Source organism: Prochlorococcus sp. G4PB17 (assembly GCF_059772445.1).
This window is the reverse complement of the sequence record NZ_CM186288.1, coordinates 1,618,729-1,639,611: the sequence shown is the minus strand read 5'-3', so window position 1 is coordinate 1,639,611 and position 20,883 is coordinate 1,618,729. Positions and strand designations below refer to the sequence as shown.

21 protein-coding genes are annotated in these 20,883 nt (G+C 36.2%); 16 read left to right on the top strand and 5 right to left on the bottom strand.

All coding sequences use genetic code 11. From position 1 onward, the window contains the following. Nucleotides 1-16: 16 nt before the first annotated feature. Both hemB and AC6EJB_RS09315 read right to left on the bottom strand, forming a co-directional pair. The gene (gene hemB, locus AC6EJB_RS09320; protein ID WP_498491165.1) at nt 17-1,018 is read right to left on the bottom strand and encodes a porphobilinogen synthase; all 1,002 of its coding nucleotides are present in this window, start codon (nt 1,016-1,018) and stop codon (nt 17-19) included. Between the two features lie 49 nt (nt 1,019-1,067). Continuing rightward, a complete protein-coding gene (locus AC6EJB_RS09315; RefSeq protein ID WP_498491164.1) occupies nt 1,068-2,003 on the bottom strand; it encodes a DnaJ C-terminal domain-containing protein in 936 nt (311 codons plus the stop codon). A 143-nt stretch (nt 2,004-2,146) separates the two neighbouring features. Here AC6EJB_RS09315 and AC6EJB_RS09310 point away from each other — a divergent pair, with 143 nt between their 5' ends. The 3 genes from AC6EJB_RS09310 to AC6EJB_RS09300 are packed head-to-tail and all read left to right on the top strand — an operon-like array spanning nt 2,147 to nt 5,150. Further along, on the top strand, nt 2,147-3,814 hold the full coding sequence (locus AC6EJB_RS09310; RefSeq protein ID WP_498491162.1) for a SulP family inorganic anion transporter: 1,668 nt from the start codon (nt 2,147-2,149) through the stop codon (nt 3,812-3,814). 46 nt (nt 3,815-3,860) lie between these two features. Next, nucleotides 3,861-4,859: a sodium-dependent bicarbonate transport family permease gene (locus AC6EJB_RS09305; RefSeq protein ID WP_498491161.1), complete on the top strand. Its 999-nt coding sequence runs from the start codon at nt 3,861-3,863 to the stop codon at nt 4,857-4,859. Between the two features lie 9 nt (nt 4,860-4,868). After that, nucleotides 4,869-5,150 carry a P-II family nitrogen regulator gene (locus AC6EJB_RS09300; RefSeq protein WP_498491160.1) on the top strand — a complete coding sequence of 94 codons (282 nt, stop codon included), beginning with the start codon at nt 4,869-4,871 and terminating at the stop codon, nt 5,148-5,150. 22 nt (nt 5,151-5,172) lie between these two features. Here the strand turns inward: AC6EJB_RS09300 and AC6EJB_RS09295 are convergent, their stop codons facing one another. Continuing rightward, nucleotides 5,173-6,129: an NAD(P)/FAD-dependent oxidoreductase gene (locus AC6EJB_RS09295; RefSeq protein WP_498491158.1), complete on the bottom strand. Its 957-nt coding sequence runs from the start codon at nt 6,127-6,129 to the stop codon at nt 5,173-5,175. 269 nt (nt 6,130-6,398) lie between these two features. Here AC6EJB_RS09295 and AC6EJB_RS09290 point away from each other — a divergent pair, with 269 nt between their 5' ends. Together AC6EJB_RS09290 and AC6EJB_RS09285 are read left to right on the top strand one after the other, a co-directional pair. Beyond that, a complete protein-coding gene (locus AC6EJB_RS09290; RefSeq protein ID WP_498491156.1) occupies nt 6,399-6,710 on the top strand; it encodes a hypothetical protein in 312 nt (103 codons plus the stop codon). Further along, entirely contained in the window at nt 6,707-8,386 is a 1,680-nt protein-coding gene (locus tag AC6EJB_RS09285) for an ABC1 kinase family protein (RefSeq protein ID WP_498491155.1), read from the top strand. Before AC6EJB_RS09290 ends, AC6EJB_RS09285 begins: the two co-directional genes overlap by 4 nt. A 6-nt stretch (nt 8,387-8,392) precedes the next feature. On the opposite strand, the gene eno is transcribed toward AC6EJB_RS09285, so the two are convergent. After that, nucleotides 8,393-9,694 carry a phosphopyruvate hydratase gene (gene eno, locus AC6EJB_RS09280; RefSeq protein ID WP_498491154.1) on the bottom strand — a complete coding sequence of 434 codons (1,302 nt, stop codon included), beginning with the start codon at nt 9,692-9,694 and terminating at the stop codon, nt 8,393-8,395. Nucleotides 9,695-9,881: 187 nt separating this feature from the next. Between eno and AC6EJB_RS09275 the strand changes: the two genes are divergently transcribed. From AC6EJB_RS09275 to AC6EJB_RS09230, 10 genes are all read left to right on the top strand, one after another. Further along, nucleotides 9,882-12,647 carry an ATP-dependent Clp protease ATP-binding subunit gene (locus AC6EJB_RS09275; RefSeq protein ID WP_498491153.1) on the top strand — a complete coding sequence of 922 codons (2,766 nt, stop codon included), beginning with the start codon at nt 9,882-9,884 and terminating at the stop codon, nt 12,645-12,647. A gap of 71 nt (nt 12,648-12,718) precedes the next feature. Further along, nucleotides 12,719-12,961: a preprotein translocase subunit SecE gene (gene secE / locus AC6EJB_RS09270; RefSeq protein ID WP_498491152.1), complete on the top strand. Its 243-nt coding sequence runs from the start codon at nt 12,719-12,721 to the stop codon at nt 12,959-12,961. Between the two features lie 102 nt (nt 12,962-13,063). After that, nucleotides 13,064-13,672 (top strand): transcription termination/antitermination protein NusG, encoded by a 609-nt coding sequence (nusG, locus tag AC6EJB_RS09265; protein ID WP_498493022.1) that lies wholly within the window; start codon nt 13,064-13,066, stop codon nt 13,670-13,672. Between the two features lie 102 nt (nt 13,673-13,774). Further along, the gene (gene rplK / locus AC6EJB_RS09260) at nt 13,775-14,200 is read left to right on the top strand and encodes a 50S ribosomal protein L11 (protein ID WP_498462090.1); all 426 of its coding nucleotides are present in this window, start codon (nt 13,775-13,777) and stop codon (nt 14,198-14,200) included. 69 nt (nt 14,201-14,269) lie between these two features. Beyond that, nucleotides 14,270-14,977 (top strand): 50S ribosomal protein L1, encoded by a 708-nt coding sequence (rplA, locus tag AC6EJB_RS09255; protein WP_498491151.1) that lies wholly within the window; start codon nt 14,270-14,272, stop codon nt 14,975-14,977. 224 nt (nt 14,978-15,201) lie between these two features. Next, nucleotides 15,202-15,729, top strand: coding sequence for a 50S ribosomal protein L10 (rplJ, locus tag AC6EJB_RS09250; protein ID WP_498491150.1), 528 nt, complete (start codon nt 15,202-15,204; stop codon nt 15,727-15,729). A 52-nt stretch (nt 15,730-15,781) separates the two neighbouring features. After that, the gene (gene rplL / locus AC6EJB_RS09245) at nt 15,782-16,177 is read left to right on the top strand and encodes a 50S ribosomal protein L7/L12 (RefSeq protein WP_011823058.1); all 396 of its coding nucleotides are present in this window, start codon (nt 15,782-15,784) and stop codon (nt 16,175-16,177) included. A gap of 67 nt (nt 16,178-16,244) precedes the next feature. Beyond that, nucleotides 16,245-16,724 (top strand): ribonuclease H family protein, encoded by a 480-nt coding sequence (locus AC6EJB_RS09240; protein WP_498491149.1) that lies wholly within the window; start codon nt 16,245-16,247, stop codon nt 16,722-16,724. After that, a complete protein-coding gene (locus tag AC6EJB_RS09235; protein ID WP_498491148.1) occupies nt 16,717-17,877 on the top strand; it encodes a quinone-dependent dihydroorotate dehydrogenase in 1,161 nt (386 codons plus the stop codon). Before AC6EJB_RS09240 ends, AC6EJB_RS09235 begins: the two co-directional genes overlap by 8 nt. A 64-nt stretch (nt 17,878-17,941) precedes the next feature. Continuing rightward, complete coding sequence (locus tag AC6EJB_RS09230; RefSeq protein ID WP_498493020.1) at nt 17,942-19,024, top strand: pyridoxal phosphate-dependent aminotransferase; 1,083 nt, start codon at nt 17,942-17,944, stop codon at nt 19,022-19,024. Here the strand turns inward: AC6EJB_RS09230 and murG are convergent. Further along, a complete protein-coding gene (gene murG / locus AC6EJB_RS09225; protein ID WP_498493018.1) occupies nt 19,017-20,075 on the bottom strand; it encodes an undecaprenyldiphospho-muramoylpentapeptide beta-N-acetylglucosaminyltransferase in 1,059 nt (352 codons plus the stop codon). The two genes, AC6EJB_RS09230 and murG, sit on opposite strands and share 8 nt — an antisense overlap. A gap of 56 nt (nt 20,076-20,131) precedes the next feature. Here murG and AC6EJB_RS09220 point away from each other — a divergent pair, with 56 nt between their 5' ends. Beyond that, on the top strand, nt 20,132-20,872 hold the full coding sequence (locus AC6EJB_RS09220) for a DUF8623 domain-containing protein (protein ID WP_498491147.1): 741 nt from the start codon (nt 20,132-20,134) through the stop codon (nt 20,870-20,872). Nucleotides 20,873-20,883: the final 11 nt, after the last annotated feature.

Sequence of the window (20,883 nt, the reverse complement as noted above, 5' to 3'; positions counted from 1 at the left end):
ATTTTCTTAACTAACTCTATTGTTCTTTTAACCATCCTGCGGCATCACACGCATGATACGTAAGGATTAGATTTGCTCCAGCTCTTTTAAAACTCAATAAAGTTTCTAAAACGATTGCCTTTTCATCAATCCATCCTTTTTGAGCAGCAGCTTTGACCATTGAATATTCTCCACTAACGTTATATGCAGCGATTGGTAATTCTGATTCTTCCCTTAAGCGATAAATAATATCTAAGTAAGCCAAACCAGGTTTAACCATTAAGATGTCCGATCCCTCTTGTTCATCAAGTTGAGCTTCTGTTATGGCTTCTCTAGCATTGGCTGGATCCATCTGATAGGTGTTTTTATTTTTCGGGATAGGTTTATTTGATAATGATCTAGGAGCAGAATCTAAAGCTTCTCTAAAAGGGCCGTAATAGGCAGACGAATATTTTGCGGTATAACTAATTATTCCTACATGTTCAAAACCTTCATCATCTAAGGCTTCTCTTATAGCTCCCACTCTTCCATCCATCATGTCACTAGGTCCAATTAAATCTGCTCCAGATTGTGCTTGGACTAGTGCTTGTTTACATAAATAATCAACGGTTTCATCATTCAAAATTATTCCTTGATTACTAACTATTCCATCATGACCATCACAAGAATAAGGATCTAAAGCGACATCAGTCATGACACACATTTCAGGCATCTCAACTTTCAATCTTTCAATAGCCCTTGGTATTAAACCTTTTTCATTAAAACATTCAGCTCCATCTTCTGTTTTTAGCTCGTCTGGAACTTTTGGGAACAGCACGACACATCTAATACCTAAATCCCACGCACGTTTAACTTCATCAACCAAGCCATCCATTGACCAGCGAAAGGCACCTGGCATAGCTGGAATTTCTTGAATATCTGAACCTTCATGAACAAAAAGAGGATAAATAAAGTCAGAGGCAGAGACACTATGCTCTCTAACCATATCTCTTAAAGAGTTTGTTCTACGAAGACGACGGGGCCGATAAGTAAGATCCATATTGACCAATAGAGATAACTACATAAGAGATAACTACATTTTACTTCCTTTAAGTCCTAGCCTGATCGAACCAACTTAAACGAGGTTCATCTATTCGAACAGATCTAAGCTTTTCAAGAAGTCTCAACTCCTCATCTGACCAGTTTTCAGGGAGCTTTAATTTTAGAGTCAAAAACAAATCTCCTTGGGTATCTAAGTTGTGTAATCCTTGACCTTTTAATATCAATTTTTGATCAGGTAAACTTCCAGAAGGTATTGATAAATATGTATCTCCTTGGGGGGATGCAATCGAAATATTTGCTCCCAAAGCTAATTCATCTAAAGAGATAGGTAAATCTGCATACACATCTAAACCTTTCACTTTCCAAATTGGATGAGACTTAATACTGACTTCAATCAATAAATCTCCTCTTTTCCCTTTCCCGGACTGAATATTACCCTTGTTTTTAATACGTATTTTTGATCCTGTTTCAATTCCTTTTGGGATTTTCACCTCGATAGGTTCATCATTAACTAAAAGATTCTTTTTTGTTCCATTCAAAGCCTCTAGAAAACTAATCTGCAAATTAAAATCAGCATCAAGATTTAATGATTGAGCATTATTATCTGAAGATATGTTTGAGTAAATTTCTTTACCAACCTCACTAAATCTTTCAATTAAATCACCCAAAAAATCATCAAAGTTTAGATACTCATCAAAGCGCTGATCATTATTTTCTCCAGAAAAATCTCTCGACTTTCCGTCTCTATTTTTGAACCAATAATTTAAAAATTGTTCATAAGACTTTTTTTTATCCAAATCTGAAAGAATCTCATAAGCTTCATTTATTTCTTTGAACTCGGACTCAGCCCTCTCGTCATGTGGATGTAAATCAGGATGAAATTTTCTAGCAAGTTTCCTGAATGCACTTTTAATTTCTTTTTCGGTAGCATTTCTACTAACGCCAAGGATTTTGAAATAATCCTTAAAACCATTTGATGCCATCAAAATCACGCTGCCTTCTTAGTAAAAATCAATCTTTTCAATGATTTTTATTCAATATAAGTATTTAAAAGTAGAGATCCCAGAACTTAATGGAACCTTGAAGAGATAGGCTTATTCAAGTCAAATCAAGTAAGGAGAGTCGATTGGCGCTAATTAATGGCTTTCACCTAAAAAATATTAGAGGTGATGTATTAGGCGGCTTAACTGCTGCGGTTGTAGCCCTACCACTAGCTTTAGCGTTTGGTAACGCTGCACTTGGCCCTGGAGGCGCTATTTATGGCCTTTACGGAGCAGTCGTAGTTGGATTTCTCGCCGCATTATTTGGTGGAACTCCTGCTCAAGTAAGTGGTCCAACTGGACCGATGAGCGTAACAGTAGCTGGAGTAGTTGCTAGCTTGGCGGCTGTAGGAGTACCCAGAGATTTATCTGCTGGCGAAATTCTTCCTTTAGTAATGGCTGCGGTTGTCATTGGAGGATTGTTTCAGATTTTATTTGGTCTACTAAGGCTTGGTAAATACATCACACTTGTTCCATACTCAGTCGTTTCAGGCTTCATGTCTGGAATTGGAGTCATCATAATTACTCTTCAATTAGGTCCTTTACTTGGGATATCAACTAGAGGTGGAGTATTAGAGTCTCTTTCAACTTTAGTTAATAATTTCGAGCCAAATGGGGCTGCAATAGCAGTTGCAGTGATGACACTTGCGATAGTGTTTCTGACTCCCCGCAAAATAAGTCAATGGGTCCCGTCTCCTCTTTTAGCATTATTAATAGTCACTCCTTTATCAATACTTCTTTTTGACGATGGTTCAATAGACCGAATAGGTGCAATACCAGAAGGTGGTCTTTCTTTAAGTCTCCCAGATCCAAGCTTTGATAATTTTTTCCCAATAATTCTTAAAGCTGGATTAGTCCTTGCTGTTCTTGGTGCTATTGACTCCCTTCTTACATCTCTTGTAGCAGATAATATTTCTCAAACTAGGCACAATTCTGATAGAGAACTAATTGGACAAGGTATTGGAAATGCAGTAGCAGGTATTTTTACGGGTTTGCCTGGAGCTGGTGCAACCATGAGAACAGTAATAAATGTCAAATCGGGAGGTTCCACTCCTATCTCAGGGATGGTTCATTCAATTGTATTACTATTTGTTTTACTTGGTGCTGGTCCTCTAGCCGCTCAGATTCCTACAGCTCTTCTTGCAGGAATTTTAATCAAAGTTGGCTTAGACATTATTGATTGGGGATTTTTATTAAGAGCTCATAGACTTTCGCTGAAAACTGCAAGTGTGATGTATGGAGTCCTCTTGATGACAGTTTTTTGGGACTTGATATGGGCGGTCCTAGTTGGGGTATTCATAGCCAATATGCTCACTATTGATTCAATTACAGAGACTCAATTGGAGGGAATGGAAGCTGATAACCCATTTAATTCAGCATCCAATAATAATGCAGCAAATGCACAACTCCCTTCAGATGAAAAAGCACTTTTAGATCGTTGTGCTGGAGAAGTAATGCTTTTCAGATTAAAAGGGCCACTTAGTTTTGGCGCAGCAAAAGGAATTACTGAAAGAATGATGCTTGTAAGAAACTATAAAGTTCTAATCCTTGACATAACTGATGTTCCTAGGCTTGGAGTTACTGCAACTCTCGCAATAGAAGATATGGTTCAGGAAGCGCTAAACAACTCAAGAAAAGCATATGTTGCTGGTGCAACAGGAAAAGTAAAAGACAGACTGGCTAAATTTGGAGTTGATGTAATTGGTACAAGAAAAGAAGCCCTCTCAGCTGCAATTGACAGCCTCAGTGGTTGATAATCAATATTTTCTTCTGATTGCTTGCTTTAAGAACTAACAAGAAATGGGACAAAACCTTTTCATCCAAAATGCTTTAAGCCCGCCAATATTATTTTTCTTTTTGGGTGCAATTGCATACGCATTAAAATCTGATTTTGAGATCCCTGCTCCTTTACCAAAATTATTTTCTTTATATCTTTTGCTTGCTATAGGCTTCAGAGGAGGGATTGAGCTTCAAAAAAGTAGCTTTGGTTATCCAGTTCTTCCAACTGTGATAGCAGCAATAGTAATGTCCCTTTTAATACCACTTATTTGCTTTTTAATACTGAGATTTAAATTCGATGTTTTTAATGCAGCAGCAATATCAGCAGCATATGGATCAATAAGTGCAGTGACATTTATAACTGCTGAAAGCTTTCTCGAAAGTCAAAATATACCTTTTGATGGTTTTATGGTTGCAGCTTTAGCACTTATGGAATCTCCAGCAATAATCATTGGTCTTCTATTAGTCAAATTTGGGGCGCCCAAAAAAGATAGGCCTATCAAAAGGAAAATGAAATGGGGATCAATTCTTCATGAGTCAATGTTAAATGGTTCTGTCTATTTGTTACTTGGCAGCCTTCTAATTGGTTTTTTAACATCCGCTATTGATCCATCTGACATAAAAAAAATGGAACCATTCACAGCTGAATTGTTCTATGGCGCAGAATGTTTTTTCCTTCTTGACATGGGGATCGTAGCTGCCCAACGACTCGCCCGACTAAATAAGACTGGTGCCTTTCTCATAATGTTTTCAATATTCATGCCAATAGTTAATGCAGTACTAGGATCAGTAGTTGCTAGATTTCTAAATTTGGATCCAGGCAATGCTCTTTTATTTGTAGTTCTATGCGCTAGTGCTTCATACTTAGCTGTACCAACCGCTATGAGAATGACTGTTCCTGAGGCTAAACCTGCTTATTACATTTCAACAACTCTTGGATTAACTTTCCCTTTTAACATAATTTTTGGAATACCTGTTTATATGGGCTTAGTTAATACAATGATTCCTCAAATTGGATAACTGAATATTATGAAAAGACTTGATTTAATCTTTAGCGAAAGGGAGTTGGATGACGTTCTCTCTGCATTAGAAAAAGCTGAAGTTCCTGGTTACACTGTTATGAAACATGCAACAGGAAGAGGACCAGAAAGGGTTGTCACTGAAGATATGGAATTTACTGGATTTGGATCCAATGCTCATGTAATTATTTTTTGTGAGCAAGAGATAATTGATAAAATTCGAGACAACATAAAAACTGTTTTAAGTTACTACGGAGGTTTTGCCTATGTTTCAGAAGCAACCCCGCTTTAAAAAATACTTCTTAGTGCTCGAACTAAGCGTGAACCCAATCAACACGAATTGATTTCCTACTATTTAAAAATCTATCAATTGCCATAGCCGCTATACAGCCATCAGATGCTGCAACCACAGCTTGCTTGAAAGGTGTATTTCTGATATCACCTATAGCCCAAACCCCTTCAACTGTTGTCGACATAAAGTCATCTACAAGAACTCCTCCATCCTCCTTAAAAGCAACCTGATCTCCAAGAAAATCTGTAATAGGCTTAGATCCACTCATATAAACAAAAACCCCTTCAAGAGCTAAATATTGATGAGTATCAATTGATCGGTTTTTCACCTTAATACCAGTAACCCCAGAATCATTGCCTTCAATCTGCATTAATCTCGTCTTACTCAAATGATTCACATTAGGTTTTGATAAAAGATCTTGTGCGTGAAGATCATCTGGTTTTGGATCATTCGATGTAATCCAATGGACTTTGGAAGCAAATTTTGTAAGAACATTTGCTTCTTCAATGGCTTCTTTATTAATACCAACAACAGCGACTTCACGATCTCTATAAAAAGCTCCATCACAAGTGGCACAATAACTGACTCCTCTACCAAGGAATTCAGCTTCACCTTTAAATGATGCTGGCCTTCCCATTGCACCACTAGCAACGACAAGTGCCTTTGCTTTAAAAGTCCCCTCTGGAGTGTAAATAGTTTTCCAGTCGCCGCCAGCATCAATTCCAAAAACCTGGGCTCTACGATAATCAGCCCCATACTGAGTAGCTTGATCTCTCATCAACTTCAACAAGGCCTCGCCACTCATTTCACTAGAAACTCCTGGATAATTGGCAATTTGATGTGTTATTGCTAGCGCACCTACATCGGGATTCTTATCGAGAATTACTGTTCTTAAGTCTGCTCGGGAAGTGTAGAGCGCACAACTGCAACCAGCAGGCCCACCACCAACTATGACAACATCAGTTTCAATGGTTTCCAATGGAAAATCTCTTGGTTAGGTTTTGATCTCTTTCAAAAAGAGATAATGATGTTTTGAAATCACTTGAGTTAATAGATTAAACTTTAACCCCAAATCAAATCAAAAGTTTGTATTCTTCAACTCTAATGAAAATTTTCTAGGTTGAGTGATAACAAACAATCTTCTAAATAGATTTAATTGATTAAGAGCAAATCTGCATATATCCAGTTTCAATCTGAAGACACAAAAAACCCTAGATCTTCTAAAGTGTAAATGGATTAATTAAAACATTGAGCGACCCAGAAATACTACTAAAAGCAGCTATGAACCGAATAGCAGTTCGGATAACTGAGAAGGTGCTCAAATCTGCCCAAGAATTCACTGAAATTGCTGACGAATTACCTCAAAAACTCCAAAATGAGTGGTCTAGCTTTAAAGAAGAGGTTTTTGAAGAATCTGAACGTCTAGAAAAAAAGACTACTGCATCAAAAGAAAAAAGTTCTAAGGAACAATTAACTAAAGAAGATTCAATTCAAATAAAAATAGATAATCTCAGATCAAAGGTTATTGATATTAATAAAGATCTTGAGGGGAAAAATTGATATTTCTAGCTAGTCAACTTCAAAGATTTGGTAGAGGGCTTAGGATTTGGATAATATTATTAGGTCTACTTTTCTATTTATGGTTTGATTCTAAAAAATGGACTTATTTAAAAGGATACAACTCTACAAGAAGACAGAAAAGAAATACTTTAAGAGCAAAGTGGCTTACAAAAGAGCTAGTTAATTTAGGATCAGCATTTATAAAATTAGGACAACTTTTATCTGCAAGAGCTGATGTTATTCCCTCTACATGGGTAAATGAGCTTATGTCTTTACAAGATAGAGTTCCACCTTTTGCATATGATAAAGTTGAACAAATATTAAAAAAGCAACTTGGAGATAAGTATCAAAAAATTATAAGTATTGATAAGACTCCAATTGGCTCAGCCTCGCTTGCTCAAGTTCATAAAGCTAGATTAATCAATGAAAAAAATGTTATTTTTAAAGTCCAAAGGCCAGACATAGAGAAATTTTTCAGGCTTGACTTAGATGTAATGAATCAAGTTGCAAAAGTAGTTCAAAGGATAAAGTCTTTAAGTCGAGGTAATGACTGGGTAGGCATTGCGAAGGAGTCTAAAAGAGTATTACTCAGAGAGCTAGATTTTCGAATTGAAGCTCAATATGCTGCAAGATTTAAACAACAATTTATAGATGACTCAGATATCTTAATTCCAAGTGTTTTTTGGGATTTGAGTACCAATAAAGTTTTATGCTTGGAGTATTTACCAGGAATTAAGATAAATGATATTGAATCTCTTAAAAGTAATGATGTTGATACTTCTTTAATCGCAAAGATTGGAGCCACAAGTTATTTAAAACAGTTGGTTAATTATGGCTTTTTTCATGCTGATCCTCATCCCGGCAATCTAGCTGTTTCTAAGGGCGGTTCTCTTATTTACTATGATTTTGGGATGATGGGTTTTGTCTCTGAGCGCATTAGAGGCAGGCTCAATTCAATGATCAAAGCCGCAGCGTTGAGAGATGTTAATGGACTAGTCAAAGAACTACAAATAGCTGGACTAATAGAAAAAGATGTGGAAATAGGTCCAGTTAGAAGATTAATAAGAATAATGTTAAACGAAGCCCTAACACCTCCTTTTGATTCTCAAATTATAGAAAAGCTCTCTGGAGATATATCTGAACTGGCTTATGGAAAACCCTTTAGAATTCCAATTGAGTTGATTTTTGTTTTTAGAGCATTATCAACTTTTGAAGGAGTTGGAAGATATTTAGACCCTGAATTTAACTTAATAGCAATAGCAAAACCCTTCCTTCTACCTCTTATGACTTCAAAGAATCCAGACTCTAACGACTTGTTTAATGAATTAGGAAGACAAGTTACTGAAATAGGCAGTAAAGCTGTTGGATTGCCAAAACGCTTGGATGAAAATCTAGAAAGATTGGAGCAAGGTGACTTGCAACTTCAGGTGCGAATGGGTGAATCAGATAGACAACTAAGAAGAATGATTAATGCTCAGCAATCATTAGGTAATTCTGTTCTTCTAGGCTCACTTGCAATATCCTCAGCTTTACTAGCTTCAACTAGTAGACCTTTTCTATTTCTCATACCAATAAGTATTGGATTTCCAATAGCTATAAGCTGGATTAAATTAAAATTTAAGATGAGAAGCGAAAGTCGATTAGATAATTTTCAAGGAAGAAAAAGCTTTAAATAGTGACAATCAACTCTTAAAGCTTCCTCTAGGTCCCAATCCAATAAGTCCAGCATATGTCGCTTGACTGCCTAACTCATCCTCAATACGAAGTAATTGATTATATTTCGCGACTCTTTCACTTCGGCTCAATGAACCAGTTTTAATTTGACCAGATTTAGTTGCTACTGATAAATCAGCAATAGTTGTATCTTCAGTTTCTCCGCTTCGATGACTAATAACAGTTGTATAACTTGATCTTGAGGCAAGATCTATAGCTTCAAGCGTTTCAGTCAAAGAACCTATTTGATTAACCTTTATTAATATTGAATTTGCAATGTTCTCATCAATGCCTCTTTGCAACCGGAGTGTGTTGGTTACAAATAAATCATCTCCAACCAATTGCACTTTTTTACCAAGTTTTTTCGTAAGCAAGCTCCAGCCATCCCAATCATCTTCAGCTAATCCATCTTCAATAGAAATGATTGGAAATGAATTAACTAATCCAGCCAATTCCTCAACCATTTGCTCGCTGGAATAGGAATTCCCACCATAAAAATATTGCCCCTGCTTATAAAACTCCGTACTTGCAACATCCAAAGCTAGAGAGATTTGATCCCCTGGTCTAAATCCAGCCTGTTCAATTGCTTGCATTAAGAGGTCACCTGCTGCTTTATTACTTTCAAGGTTTGGAGCGAATCCTCCTTCGTCACCAACAGCAGTTGATAAACCTTTCTGACTCAATAAATCTTTAAGCGTATGAAAAACCTCAGCTCCCATTCTTAATGCTTCTCTGAAACTTTCGGCACCATGCGGAACCAACATAAATTCCTGAAAATCTAAATTATTTGCAGCATGCTCGCCTCCATTAATGACGTTCATCAATGGCACTGGTAATAGAGATGACATTGGTCCACCTAAATATCTATACAAAGGCAAACCCAATCCATTAGCCGCTGCTCTTGCTGTAGCCATGCTGACGGCAAGAATTGAATTTGCACCAAGATTTGATTTATTTTCTGTATCATCGAGTTGTTTCATTACCGAATCAACTGTGGCTTGATCTAAGGCAGAAAGACCACATAGAGCGGGCGCAATAGTTTCTTCTATGTGACCAACTGCCTTGATAACTCCTTTACCCAGATAACGCGTTCCACCATCTCTTAATTCATGAGCCTCGTGGGCTCCAGTGCTTGCCCCACTTGGAACAATCGAACGTCCAATAGCTCCTCCTTCTAAAAGCACTTCAGCCTCTACAGTTGGATTTCCACGAGAATCCAAAACTTCTCGGGCCATTATGGTATCAATTACCAGTTCTAGAGAATCAGCCACGAATTTAAGATGATTTTTTGATCTTATGAACTACATTATTCCTATATGTTCCTGAATTGCTAATCTAGCTTGCTTTCCAAGACCTAATCAATCAAATTCGTCTTAACTAGAAATACACGTATCGATAAAAAGCTCTCAATCTAAATTCAGAAGACAAATGAACACAATGAATCAAAATTGATCGAAAATGAATGGAAGTCTTACTACAGAACCCGATTCTTTTAGCGATGAAGCTTGGAGTCTTTTACTCATAGCTGAGCAATCAGCAAGAAGGTGGCGACATCAGAATTTAGACGTTGAACATCTTATTCAAGTACTTTTTAGAAATAAAAAATTTCAGAAATATACAAATTCTTTACCTGTTAACGATGAAGAAATAAATGAAATTTTAGAAAACTTTCTAGCTGAACTTCCAATTAACAACCAATCAGAATTATTTATTGGAGAAGATTTAGAAATTCTTCTTGAAACAGCTGATAATTTTCGCTCTAGATGGGGATCTAATCAAATAGAGATATCTCATATCCTTACCGCAATTGGTAGAGACAATCGCTTAGGAGAAGATCTTTTTTATCAAGCAGGTCTCCCTAGCGAAATTCTTGAAGCGGAATTGAGACGACTACCAGCGCCTAAATCATTTAAAAAATCAAAAAGAATTAAAACTAATAAAAAAGAAGATAGATCACAAAAAGATTCAAGGTTCTCTGTCTCAACCAAAAACACTTCAAAGACATCTGACCCCGAACCACTTACTCCCCTCACTAAAGAAGAGATAACATCAAAACAAGAACCTTTAAATCTTGATGAAACGTCAAGTGCATTGGATTTATACTGCAAAGACCTGACAGCCGAAGCTGAAAATGGGAAATTAGACCCAGTTATTGGAAGAGAGTCGGAAATAAAAGCAATTACAAAAGTTTTATCTCGAAGAGGTAAAAATAATCCAGTCCTAATAGGGGCTCCAGGTGTTGGGAAAACAGCAGTTGCAGAATTATTAGCTCAAAAAATCATAGCCAATGAAATTCCTGATTCTCTTCAAGGCTTGAGACTAATTTCACTCGATATAGGAGCATTAATAGCTGGAGCTAAATTTCGAGGACAATTTGAAGAGCGCTTTAGATCATTATTAAGTGAAATCAGTAATAGCGAAAAAGGAGTAATCCTATTTATAGATGAATTACACACAATTGCGAGCAAAGACAGATCAAATACTGATGCTGGTAGTCTATTAAAACCTTTATTGGCCAGTGGTGATTTAAGATGTATTGGTGCAACGACTCCGGAGAATTATAGACGTACAATCGAAAAAGATCTGGCTCTTGATAGACGATTTCAGCAAGTATTAATCAAAGAGCCAAGCTTAGATCTAAGCTTGGAAATTTTAAAAGGACTTAAAGAAAATTATGAGTTTCATCACGGAGTAACTATTACCGATGAAGCCCTGATCACAGCAAATCGCTTGGCCCAAAGATATATAAGTGACAGATGTCTACCAGACAAAGCTATTGACTTGATCGACGAGGCTTCAGCTCAAGTAAAAATCGAATCTGCATCAAAGCCAAGGATTATAGCAGAGAAAGAATCTCAGCTTAATCATTTAGAATCATCAATTCTTAATGCAAATAAAGAGACAACATTAGCAACTTTAAATAATCTACAAGAAAAGAAAAAATTGCTAATCCTTGAGCTAGCTGAGATCAAACAAAAATGGCAAGTTCAAATTGATATGTCAGCTGAATTACAAGAACTAAAAATAAACGTTGAAGAGTTAAAAAATTTAATAAGAGAAGCTGAATTATCTGGAGATATGGAAGAAGTAGAAAGACTTAGATATGAACAACTTTATCAAATCCAAGAAAGAATAAAAGAAATAGAAATTTCTATGCAAGAAGACAATGAGTATGGTAATTCCTTCCTAACCGACAAAGTCAACCCAGAAGATATAGCTGATGTTGTCTCAAGATGGACAGGTATCCCTGTTAGAAAGGTCTTATCAGTTGAAAGACAAAAACTTTTAAATTTAGAACAAGACTTAGAAAAAAAAGTTATCGGTCAATTAAAAGCTGTTCAAGCAGTCTCAGCTGCAATTCGTAGAGCAAGAGCTGGGATGCAGGATGTTCGAAGACCCATTGGTTCCTTTCTTTTTCTAGGACCTACAGGTGTGGGAAAAACTGAACTTGCCAGATCACTAGCAAGTTCTTTATTTGATGAAGAGGACGCTTTATTGAGACTTGACATGAGTGAATATATGGAGAGAAATGCTGTTTCAAAACTCTTAGGTGCACCGCCTGGATATGTGGGTTACGAAGAAGGTGGTCAATTAACAGAGGCAATTAGAAAAAGACCTTATGCAGTTTTACTGCTCGATGAGATAGAAAAAGCTCATCCAGAAGTTTTCAACATCCTTTTACAGGTATTAGATGATGGAAGGCTGACCGATTCTCAAGGTCGAACAGTAGATTTTAGAAATACAGTTATTGTTATGACTAGCAATCTGGCTAGCAAAGCGATATTGAATAATTCCCTTCAAGTTCAAAGCGCAAATTCAAATAAAAATATTCTTGCCCAAGAATTAGATCAAAAAATCAACGAAGCTCTAACAAAACATTTTCGACCTGAGTTTTTAAACCGTATTGATGAAATAATACGATTTAGTCCACTCAAACAAGATAGCTTAGAGCAAATAGTTCGACTTCAGCTTGATGAATTAAAGAAGCTTCTCAAGCAACAAGGTATAGATCTTTTTATTGACGAAAACACCATTAAAACTCTTGCTAATGAAGGCTATGAGCCTGAATACGGGGCCAGACCGCTAAGAAGAGTGATTCGAAGAAGATTAGAAAACCCACTGGCCACACAAATTTTAGAAGAGGCTTTTGAAGGTGCAAAATCAATAAGGGTTGAGACTAAAGATGATGAGTCTAAAAAACTTCTTTTTTTAATAGATAACTAATCTCTTAAACATAAGTTAGTGTAGGTTCATAGACATTCTTTTAAAAGCACCTTCCTTTTAATCTTCCCAAAGTGACAAGTCAAACCTCTAAAGAGGATCAAGAAAAGGTAATTCCTACAAAACAGGAAAAGACTGCCTTAAAAAAAAGTTTTTTATCCTCTACAATTGATGAAATGAAACTTGTTGTATGGCCGTCGCGCCAACAACTGTTCAGCGAATCTGTTGCTGTGATTTTAATGGTCACTTTATCAGCAGTATCAATCGCTGCTGTAAGCCGTTTTTATGGATGGGCTTCTACTCAGATATTTCGCTGAGTTGACTAATCAACATTTTTAAACCACTCACAATTTTTTCCAGTGTCAGATATTGAAACCACTCCTAATAAAAATTCAAAAATAATTGATAGATCAGAATTAATAGATGATGATCCATCACATTTTGCACAACAATCAATAAAAACAAATATCGCGCGTTGGTACGCCATACAAGTTGCCTCAAGTTGCGAAAAAAAAGTAAAAGCAACACTTGAACAAAGAGCTATAACACTCGGAGTCAGTGACAGAATCATAGAGATAGAAATCCCTCAAACTCCAGCAGTCAAGCTAAAAAAAGATGGCAGCAGGCAGACAACAGAAGAAAAAGTTTTCCCTGGATATGTTCTTGTTCGTATGGTTTTAGATGAAGACACAATGATGGCTGTTAGAAGTACTCCAAATGTAATTAATTTTGTTGGTGCAGAAGACCGCAGAGCCACTGGTAAAGCTCGGGGACACATAAAACCACGCCCACTCAGCAGGCAAGAAGTTAATAGAATTTTCAAACGAGCAGCTGAAAAGAAAACTGTTGTCAAATTGGACGTAGAAGAAGGTGATCAGATTGTTGTTACTTCAGGTCCTTTTAAAGATTTCCAAGGGGAAGTTATTGAAGTTTCAGGAGAAAGAAACAAACTTAAGGCTCTTTTATCAATTTTTGGAAGAGAAACTCCCGTTGAGCTTGAATTCTCTCAAATAACTAAACAAAATTGATTTTTGATTTCCTTTTGCTGTCTGGTCAGTCTAGGAGTTAAGTTTATTAGATAATTTATCTGATTAGTTTCAGATTTTCCGCATTAGTTCAATTTTCAGCCGATGGCAAAGAAAGTAGTAGCCCTGATCAAGTTAGCCTTACAGGCTGGCAAAGCTAACCCAGCTCCTCCGGTTGGGCCTGCTTTAGGTCAACATGGTGTAAACATAATGGCGTTTTGTAAGGAATACAATTCGCGTACCCAAGACAAAGCTGGCTTTGTTATCCCAGTTGAAATATCTGTTTTCGAAGATAGAAGTTTTACTTTCATAACAAAAACCCCTCCTGCTTCGGTTTTGATAACGAAAGCAGCGGGCATCGCAAAAGGCTCAGGCGAGTCAGCAAAAGGAACTGCTGGTTCGATTAGCAAAAGTCAACTTGAAGAAATTGCCAAGACCAAACTTCCAGATCTTAATTGCACTAGTATCGAATCAGCGATGAAAGTTATTGAAGGGACAGCAAAAAACATGGGAGTTTCCATAAAGGACTAATTAAATCGTAAAATTATCAAACGTTCTATTAACGGGGGAGACTAAAAGTCGATTGGACCCCAATTTATTATGAAAAATTTTTCTAAAAGAATGACAACGTTACTTTCCAAAGTGGAAGAGCGTTCATATTCACCAATTGAAGCCATCAAGCTAGTTAAGGAGAATGCCAATGCTAAATTTGATGAAACTATAGAAGCTCACATAAGACTAGGTATTGACCCAAAATATACTGATCAGCAATTAAGGACGACAGTTGCCTTACCGAGTGGAACCGGTCAGAAAATACGAATAGCAGTCGTTACACGTGGAGAAAAAGTGGCCGAAGCAACTAAAGCAGGCGCTGATCTGGCTGGAGAGGAAGATTTAGTTGATTCAATTAACAAAGGAGAAATGAACTTTGACCTTCTAATTTCCACTCCAGACATGATGCCCAAAGTAGCCAAACTTGGAAGAGTGCTTGGGCCAAGAGGGCTTATGCCTAATCCCAAAGCAGGAACAGTTACGACCGATCTAGCAGCAGCTATTAAAGAATTTAAAGCCGGGAAACTTGAATTCAGAGCAGACAAAGCAGGAATTGTTCATGTTCGATTTGGTAAAGCAAGTTTTTCAGAAGAGGCACTTCTAGAAAATTTGAAGACATTGCAATCAACAATAGAAAAAAATAAACCAAGCGGAGCCAAAGGAAAATTCTGGAGAAGCTTTTTTATTACATCTACAATGGGACCATCAGTAGAATTAGATATCAACGAATTACAAGACTTGCAGAAAGAAAAGTGACCCTCATTGTTGTAAATTAGCTCAGTGGTCTGACCACAAGGGCATGCGCCCAGCCAAAGACAGCAGGTCTGATGCTATTAAACCTTGCGTTTAATGGAATCTATAAACCCCGCCGAGGCATACGCAGGGTTTTATCTTTTTGGATTGAATCGTTAGCGGCCTCGATCCCCCCAAGGGAAATATGGCCGCATGTCCAGTTCTTCCCCCGATTCGATCCAATTATTATGGGCCGCACGCTGGAAAGCAAAAAACAGATCGTCGAAACAATAGAGGGTCTACTAGATAACTCCGAAATGGCTTTGGTTCTTGATTACAAGGGCTTATCCACAAAAGAGATGTCTGACTTGCGCTCAAGATTGCAGAAAAGCGATGGTGTCTGCAAGGTGACTAAAAACACCTTGATGCGTCAAGCCATAAAAGGAAAAGATTCCTGGACTGGTTTGGAGTCATTACTTACTGGAACTAACGCCTTTGTTTTAATCAAAGGAGATGTTGGGAGTGCTGTTAAAGCTGTACAAGCATTTCAAAAGGAAACTCAAAAGTCTGAGACTAAAGGAGGTCTTTTCGAAGGCAAACTTCTATCTCAGGATGAAATCAAAGCGATTGCAAAACTTCCTAGCAAGGAAGCACTTATGGCACAAATTGCTGGTGCAATGAATTCCATAACAAGCAAAATCGCTATTGGTATAAATGAGGTCCCCTCTGGAATTGCAAGGTCTCTTAAACAACATTCTGAGAGCAGCGAGAGCTGATACTCCTTGTTTAACAATTTGTTTTCTACTTACTTAGTTGCTGATTTAAACCATGTCTGCAAAAACCGATGAAATCTTAGATTCATTAAAAAGCCTGTCTTTGCTTGAAGCTTCTGAGCTTGTCAAGCAAATAGAAGAAGCTTTTGGTGTATCTGCCGCCGCATCTGCTGGCGTTGTCATGGCAGCTCCTGGAGCTGCTGCTGGTGGCGATGGTGCTGATGCTGCCGAAGAAAAAACTGAATTTGAGGTAGTTTTAGAAAGCTTTGACGCTTCATCTAAAATCAAAGTCCTTAAAGAAGTTCGAAATGCCACAGGTTTAGGCCTTGGCGAAGCTAAAGCCTTAGTTGAAGCTGCTCCTAAAACAATAAAAGAAGGAGCAACAAAAGAAGATGCTGAAGCTTTAAAGAAAGCAATCGAGGCAGTTGGCGGAAAAGTAACTTTAAAATAAATATCGTTACTGGAAAAACACCTATTTTCTGCTTATATAAAACCGGTCTATTCAGACCGGTTTTTTTATGTCTAACAAAGAAAAATTTGCCATTGCCGCAGCTACTGATGGCGCATGTAGCGGAAACCCAGGTCCTGGAGGATGGGGAGCATTAATTAGGTTCCAAGATGGAAGTGAAGTTGAATTTGGTGGTTTTAACCCCGAGACTACAAATAATCGAATGGAATTAAAGGCTGCTTTATTTGTTCTAGAACAATTCAAAAAAATAAAATTCGATCCTTCCTTAACTATAAAAACTGATAGCAAGTATTTAATTGATGGAATGGAAAAATGGATGCCAAATTGGAAAAAGAAAGGCTGGAAAACTTCGTCCGGTAAGCCAGTTCTGAATCAAGATTTATGGAAAGCTCTTGACCACCCAGAACTCCCAAAAATCAGACTTCAATATGTCAAAGGTCATAGCGGAGAAAAAGATAATGACAGAGTTGATGCTATTGCAGTAGCTTTTTCTAAAGGTAGAAAAATCGAATTAAAAGATTTTGTCTGAAAATAAAAAAAACGATATATACAATATTCTCCTTGGCAAACTTTTATCCCAAGACGAGGGTATTGATGCTGAAGTAATTTCTAATTCAGCTATAAATGCGATTAAATTTGCTTCATTAAATAGAAATTTGCCAATAATTTCTAATATCCTCTCAAGAGCATCTAGAGATTTTCAAAGAAATAACAAAAGTTTAAATCAAAGTATTTTTGGCTCTCACTTTAAAAATCCCTTAGGACTCGCTGCTGGTTTTGACAAGAATGGAGTAGGAGCAGGTCTTTGGAGCTATTTGGGATTTGGTTTCGCCGAGTTAGGGACTATTACTTGGCATGCCCAAAAAGGTAATCCAAAACCAAGACTTTTTAGAATTGCGAAAGAAAAAGCAGCACTAAATAGAATGGGATTTAATAATGAAGGAGCAAAAACATTTCTAAAAACTCTAGATAAACAGAGAATTCCCTCGCCAGGGAATAGACCTTGCATCCTGGGAATAAATTTAGGAAAGTCAAAAATTACTCCTCTTGACGAAGCTCACAAAGACTACGCTTTATCCTTAGAACTATTGGCTCCCATATCAGATTATGCAGTAATCAATGTAAGTTCTCCCAATACCCCTGGCCTTAGATCATTACAAGGAACACAACAAATAACAAAATTAATAACAACGCTAAAAGGTTTATCCAATTGCCCTCCTTTGCTGATAAAAATAGCTCCAGATCTTTCAAATGAAGCGATTGATGAAATTGCTAAAGTTGCGAAAGAAACTGGAATTGATGGAATCATTGCAATCAATACAAGCTTAAATCGATTTAATTTAAAAAATCTAAAAATCAAAAAAACCGGCAAGACTTTAGATCAAGAAAATGGAGGCCTTAGTGGACTGCCATTACAAAAAAGAGGATTAGAAATTATTAAAAGGCTTAGAATGACGACAAATAATGATTTACCTTTAATTGGTGTGGGTGGCATAAGTTCACCAAAATCAGCATGGGAAAGAATCGCAGCTGGTGCTTCATTGATACAAATTTATACTGCTTGGATTTTTGAAGGACCAACCTTAGTTCCAGATATTTTAGATGGATTAATCTTACAAATGGAGAAACACGGATTCCGAAATATTAAAGAGGCAATCGGTTCCGAAGAACCATGGAAATAAGATTAAAAAATAAATTTAATAAATGCTTATATTTGTAAGTGAGTAAAATAATGTGTCAAATATGATGAAAGCAGGTTTTGACTGTCATGGAGGTAATATTGAACAAGAAGCAAGAAAATTAGGCTTAGACATAGAAAAGTTAATTGATGCAAGTGCTTCGGTTGTTCCTTTTAAACTACCGAAAAAAATCACTAATTATCTAATTAAAAGTATAAATAATAGTTCAATCAAATCATATCCAGATAGAAGTTATTTTGAAATAAAGGATGCTATTTCAAAATGGCATAATATTGATCCTTCGATGATTTTACCGGGTAATGGAGCCTCGGAATTATTCACTTGGGCAGCGAGAGATGCAGGTTTAAAGGGTCTTAGTTCTTTACCCTCTCCTGGGTTTGGAGACTATCAACGAGCTTTGAAATGCTGGAATGCGCCTTATATTTATAATCCATTACCATTATTCTGGAGTAATCAAAAACCTCAATCATTTCCAATTAAACCAAAAACCGATGTCTTATGGATTACAAATCCACATAACCCTACAGGACAATTATGGAGTCGAAATTCAATAGAAAATTTGTTGTCTAATTATAAACTTGTTATTTGTGATGAAGCATTTCTTTCTATTGTACCTCAAGGTGAAAGTCAATCTATTATTGATTTAACTAAAAGCTATGACAATTTAATTGTAATAAGGAGTTTAACTAAATTTTTAGGTGTTGCTGGCCTAAGGATTGGATACGCAATAAGTAACTCAGATAGATTAATAAAATGGAAAGAGCTCAGAGATCCATGGCCTGTAAATACACTAGCAATAAATATTACTAATATAATTATGAAAGATTCTAAGATGCATCAAAAAAGACTAGATAAAATCCATAAATGGGTTGAGGAAGAAGGTAAATGGTTATATCAAAATTTAGTGACTTTTTCTAATCTTAAGCCTCTACCCTCAACTGCAAACTTTCAATTAATCAAAAGTAAAAACTCAGTGTTAAATCTTCTTGAAAATTTAAAAAAAAGAGGGATTTTATTAAGAGATTGTAGATCATTTATCAACTTAAATGAAAATTGGTTCAGAATCAGTCTTCAAAAAAGAAAAGAAAACATTCATATAATTAATACATTAAAAGACTACATTAACTAATAGAATTGATGATTTCAAAAATCTTATTGTTAGCATTTATAGAATGATGATTAATCATATTTAATTTCATTTCGCTAAGAGAATTAGAGTCTAATAAGTGAGAGAGTATTTTCTTCAAAATATTTTCTTCGTTCCCATGTTGATGAACTATTACCGCTCCTCCAAGGCTAGCCATATAAGCAGCATTCATCTCTTGGTGTTGATCGGCAGATTCTGGAAATGGTATTAAAATAGAAGGAGTTTCAGTTATAATTAATTCACAAATTGCTCCAGCACCAGCTCTACTTATTGCAAGATCTGCATTTTGAAGCAAGGCGGGTATTTCATTACTGAAGTGTTTCAAAGCTAAATTTGGGTGCATTTTTATTTTTTCTAGATCTCCATAAAAACAATCGTTTTTTCCCGTGAGGTGAACCACTCTACAACCCCTTTCAAGCAACCAAGGCAAAATTTTTCTTATCATATTATTCATTTTTTTCGCTCCTTGACTACCTCCCATAATCACAATCAATACACCCTCTCCTGAAGGCGCCCAATTTGGTAGATTATTTTCCATAAAAAATTCTGACCTTACAGGTGTTCCAGTCAAAATTGTTTTACATCGAGGTAAATAATCAGAGGCTGAAGGAATCCCTAAAGCAACATAGTCACAAAATCTGCCCAAAAGCCTAGTCACTTTACCTGGAATCGAATTTGATTCATGTAAAAGAATTGGGATTCCATTTAATTTTGCAGCTATTATGCTTGGAGCAGATATATAGCCTCCAGTAGTAAAAATAACGTTAATTTTTTTTTGGCGTAATAAGATAGAGACCTTAATAGAAGCAATAAGTAATTTAGATAACTCAAACATTTTTCTAAAAATATTTCCTTGCAATCCTCCAACATTAAGCGTTATTAAATTGTATTTTTTTGGAACTAATTCAACTTCCAACCTGTTCGGAACCCCTAACCACATAATTTCCCAAGAGTTTGAAAGTGAGCCAGCAAAAGATAATGCAGGATAAATGTGCCCACCAGTTCCGCTTGCGGCAATTAAAAGGCGAGGCATAAAATCAAAGGAACTTTTCACTGGAGGCTAAGTTATATTGAGTAAAAAAGGTAGATGTGCGAAATTCACTGATAGCCAAATTCATAAGTTTTTTATTGATATCTCCACTATCCATTAACGCCGCTTTAAGTCAAAACATAGATAAGCATCTTTTAGGCAATCAACTTGAGAAAGTTCTCAATGAGAAAAAGTCTTCTTTATTGAAAGAATTATTTCTAAAAAAATCGTTCAACCAATTTAATAAACAATATACAGATTTCAACAAAAAATATAAGGATTCTAAATGGTTAATTAGAACAATAAGCAATCAAGGAAACAAGGCTTTTCTAGATATAGAAATCAAATCAAATAGAGAAATAGGCGCCCAAATCTATAATCTTATTTCCAAGCTAATTGTCGAAATAGAAACTTTTAACAACAAAATAAAAAGTTATAATATTATCAATTCGGAATCGATTCTTAATAGTAAAGATTCTCCACTAGTTATAAAAGTAGTTTCTCCAGATGATGTGCTTACAGGTGAACGTTATGAAATAAATTTAATTATTGAAAGGCCTTTAGATAAATCTTTAATCGCTGGTGGAATGATAGTAGTTGAAAACAAAAAAGGTATGAATATATCTAATAATATGTTTAGCATTAAACCCAATCAATCAGGTGGTTTATATAAATATATTCAGGCACCTTTAGAACCTGGTTTTCAAACTGTTTCAGCAATCATCGCGCATCCAGAAGGTATTTATTCAATTACGAAAACAATAAAGGTAGGCTTATCAAAAACTACCTTTAACAATTAATTAATTTCAAC

What these genes read in the sequence shown, in the direction of transcription:
- AC6EJB_RS09240 (WP_498491149.1), top strand. Translation starts at nt 16,245, where the DNA reads ATGTCTAACAAAGAAAAATTTGCCATTGCCGCAGCTACTGATGGCGCA.
- AC6EJB_RS09315 (WP_498491164.1), bottom strand. Translation starts at nt 2,003, where the DNA reads ATGGCATCAAATGGTTTTAAGGATTATTTCAAAATCCTTGGCGTTAGT.
- rplA (WP_498491151.1), top strand. Translation starts at nt 14,270, where the DNA reads ATGAAAAATTTTTCTAAAAGAATGACAACGTTACTTTCCAAAGTGGAA.
- AC6EJB_RS09300 (WP_498491160.1), top strand. Translation starts at nt 4,869, where the DNA reads ATGAAAAGACTTGATTTAATCTTTAGCGAAAGGGAGTTGGATGACGTT.
- AC6EJB_RS09230 (WP_498493020.1), top strand. Translation starts at nt 17,942, where the DNA reads ATGAAAGCAGGTTTTGACTGTCATGGAGGTAATATTGAACAAGAAGCA.
- AC6EJB_RS09305 (WP_498491161.1), top strand. Translation starts at nt 3,861, where the DNA reads ATGGGACAAAACCTTTTCATCCAAAATGCTTTAAGCCCGCCAATATTA.
- rplJ (WP_498491150.1), top strand. Translation starts at nt 15,202, where the DNA reads ATGGGCCGCACGCTGGAAAGCAAAAAACAGATCGTCGAAACAATAGAG.
- rplK (WP_498462090.1), top strand. Translation starts at nt 13,775, where the DNA reads ATGGCAAAGAAAGTAGTAGCCCTGATCAAGTTAGCCTTACAGGCTGGC.
- AC6EJB_RS09275 (WP_498491153.1), top strand. Translation starts at nt 9,882, where the DNA reads ATGAATGGAAGTCTTACTACAGAACCCGATTCTTTTAGCGATGAAGCT.
- murG (WP_498493018.1), bottom strand. Translation starts at nt 20,075, where the DNA reads ATGCCTCGCCTTTTAATTGCCGCAAGCGGAACTGGTGGGCACATTTAT.
- hemB (WP_498491165.1), bottom strand. Translation starts at nt 1,018, where the DNA reads ATGGATCTTACTTATCGGCCCCGTCGTCTTCGTAGAACAAACTCTTTA.
- rplL (WP_011823058.1), top strand. Translation starts at nt 15,782, where the DNA reads ATGTCTGCAAAAACCGATGAAATCTTAGATTCATTAAAAAGCCTGTCT.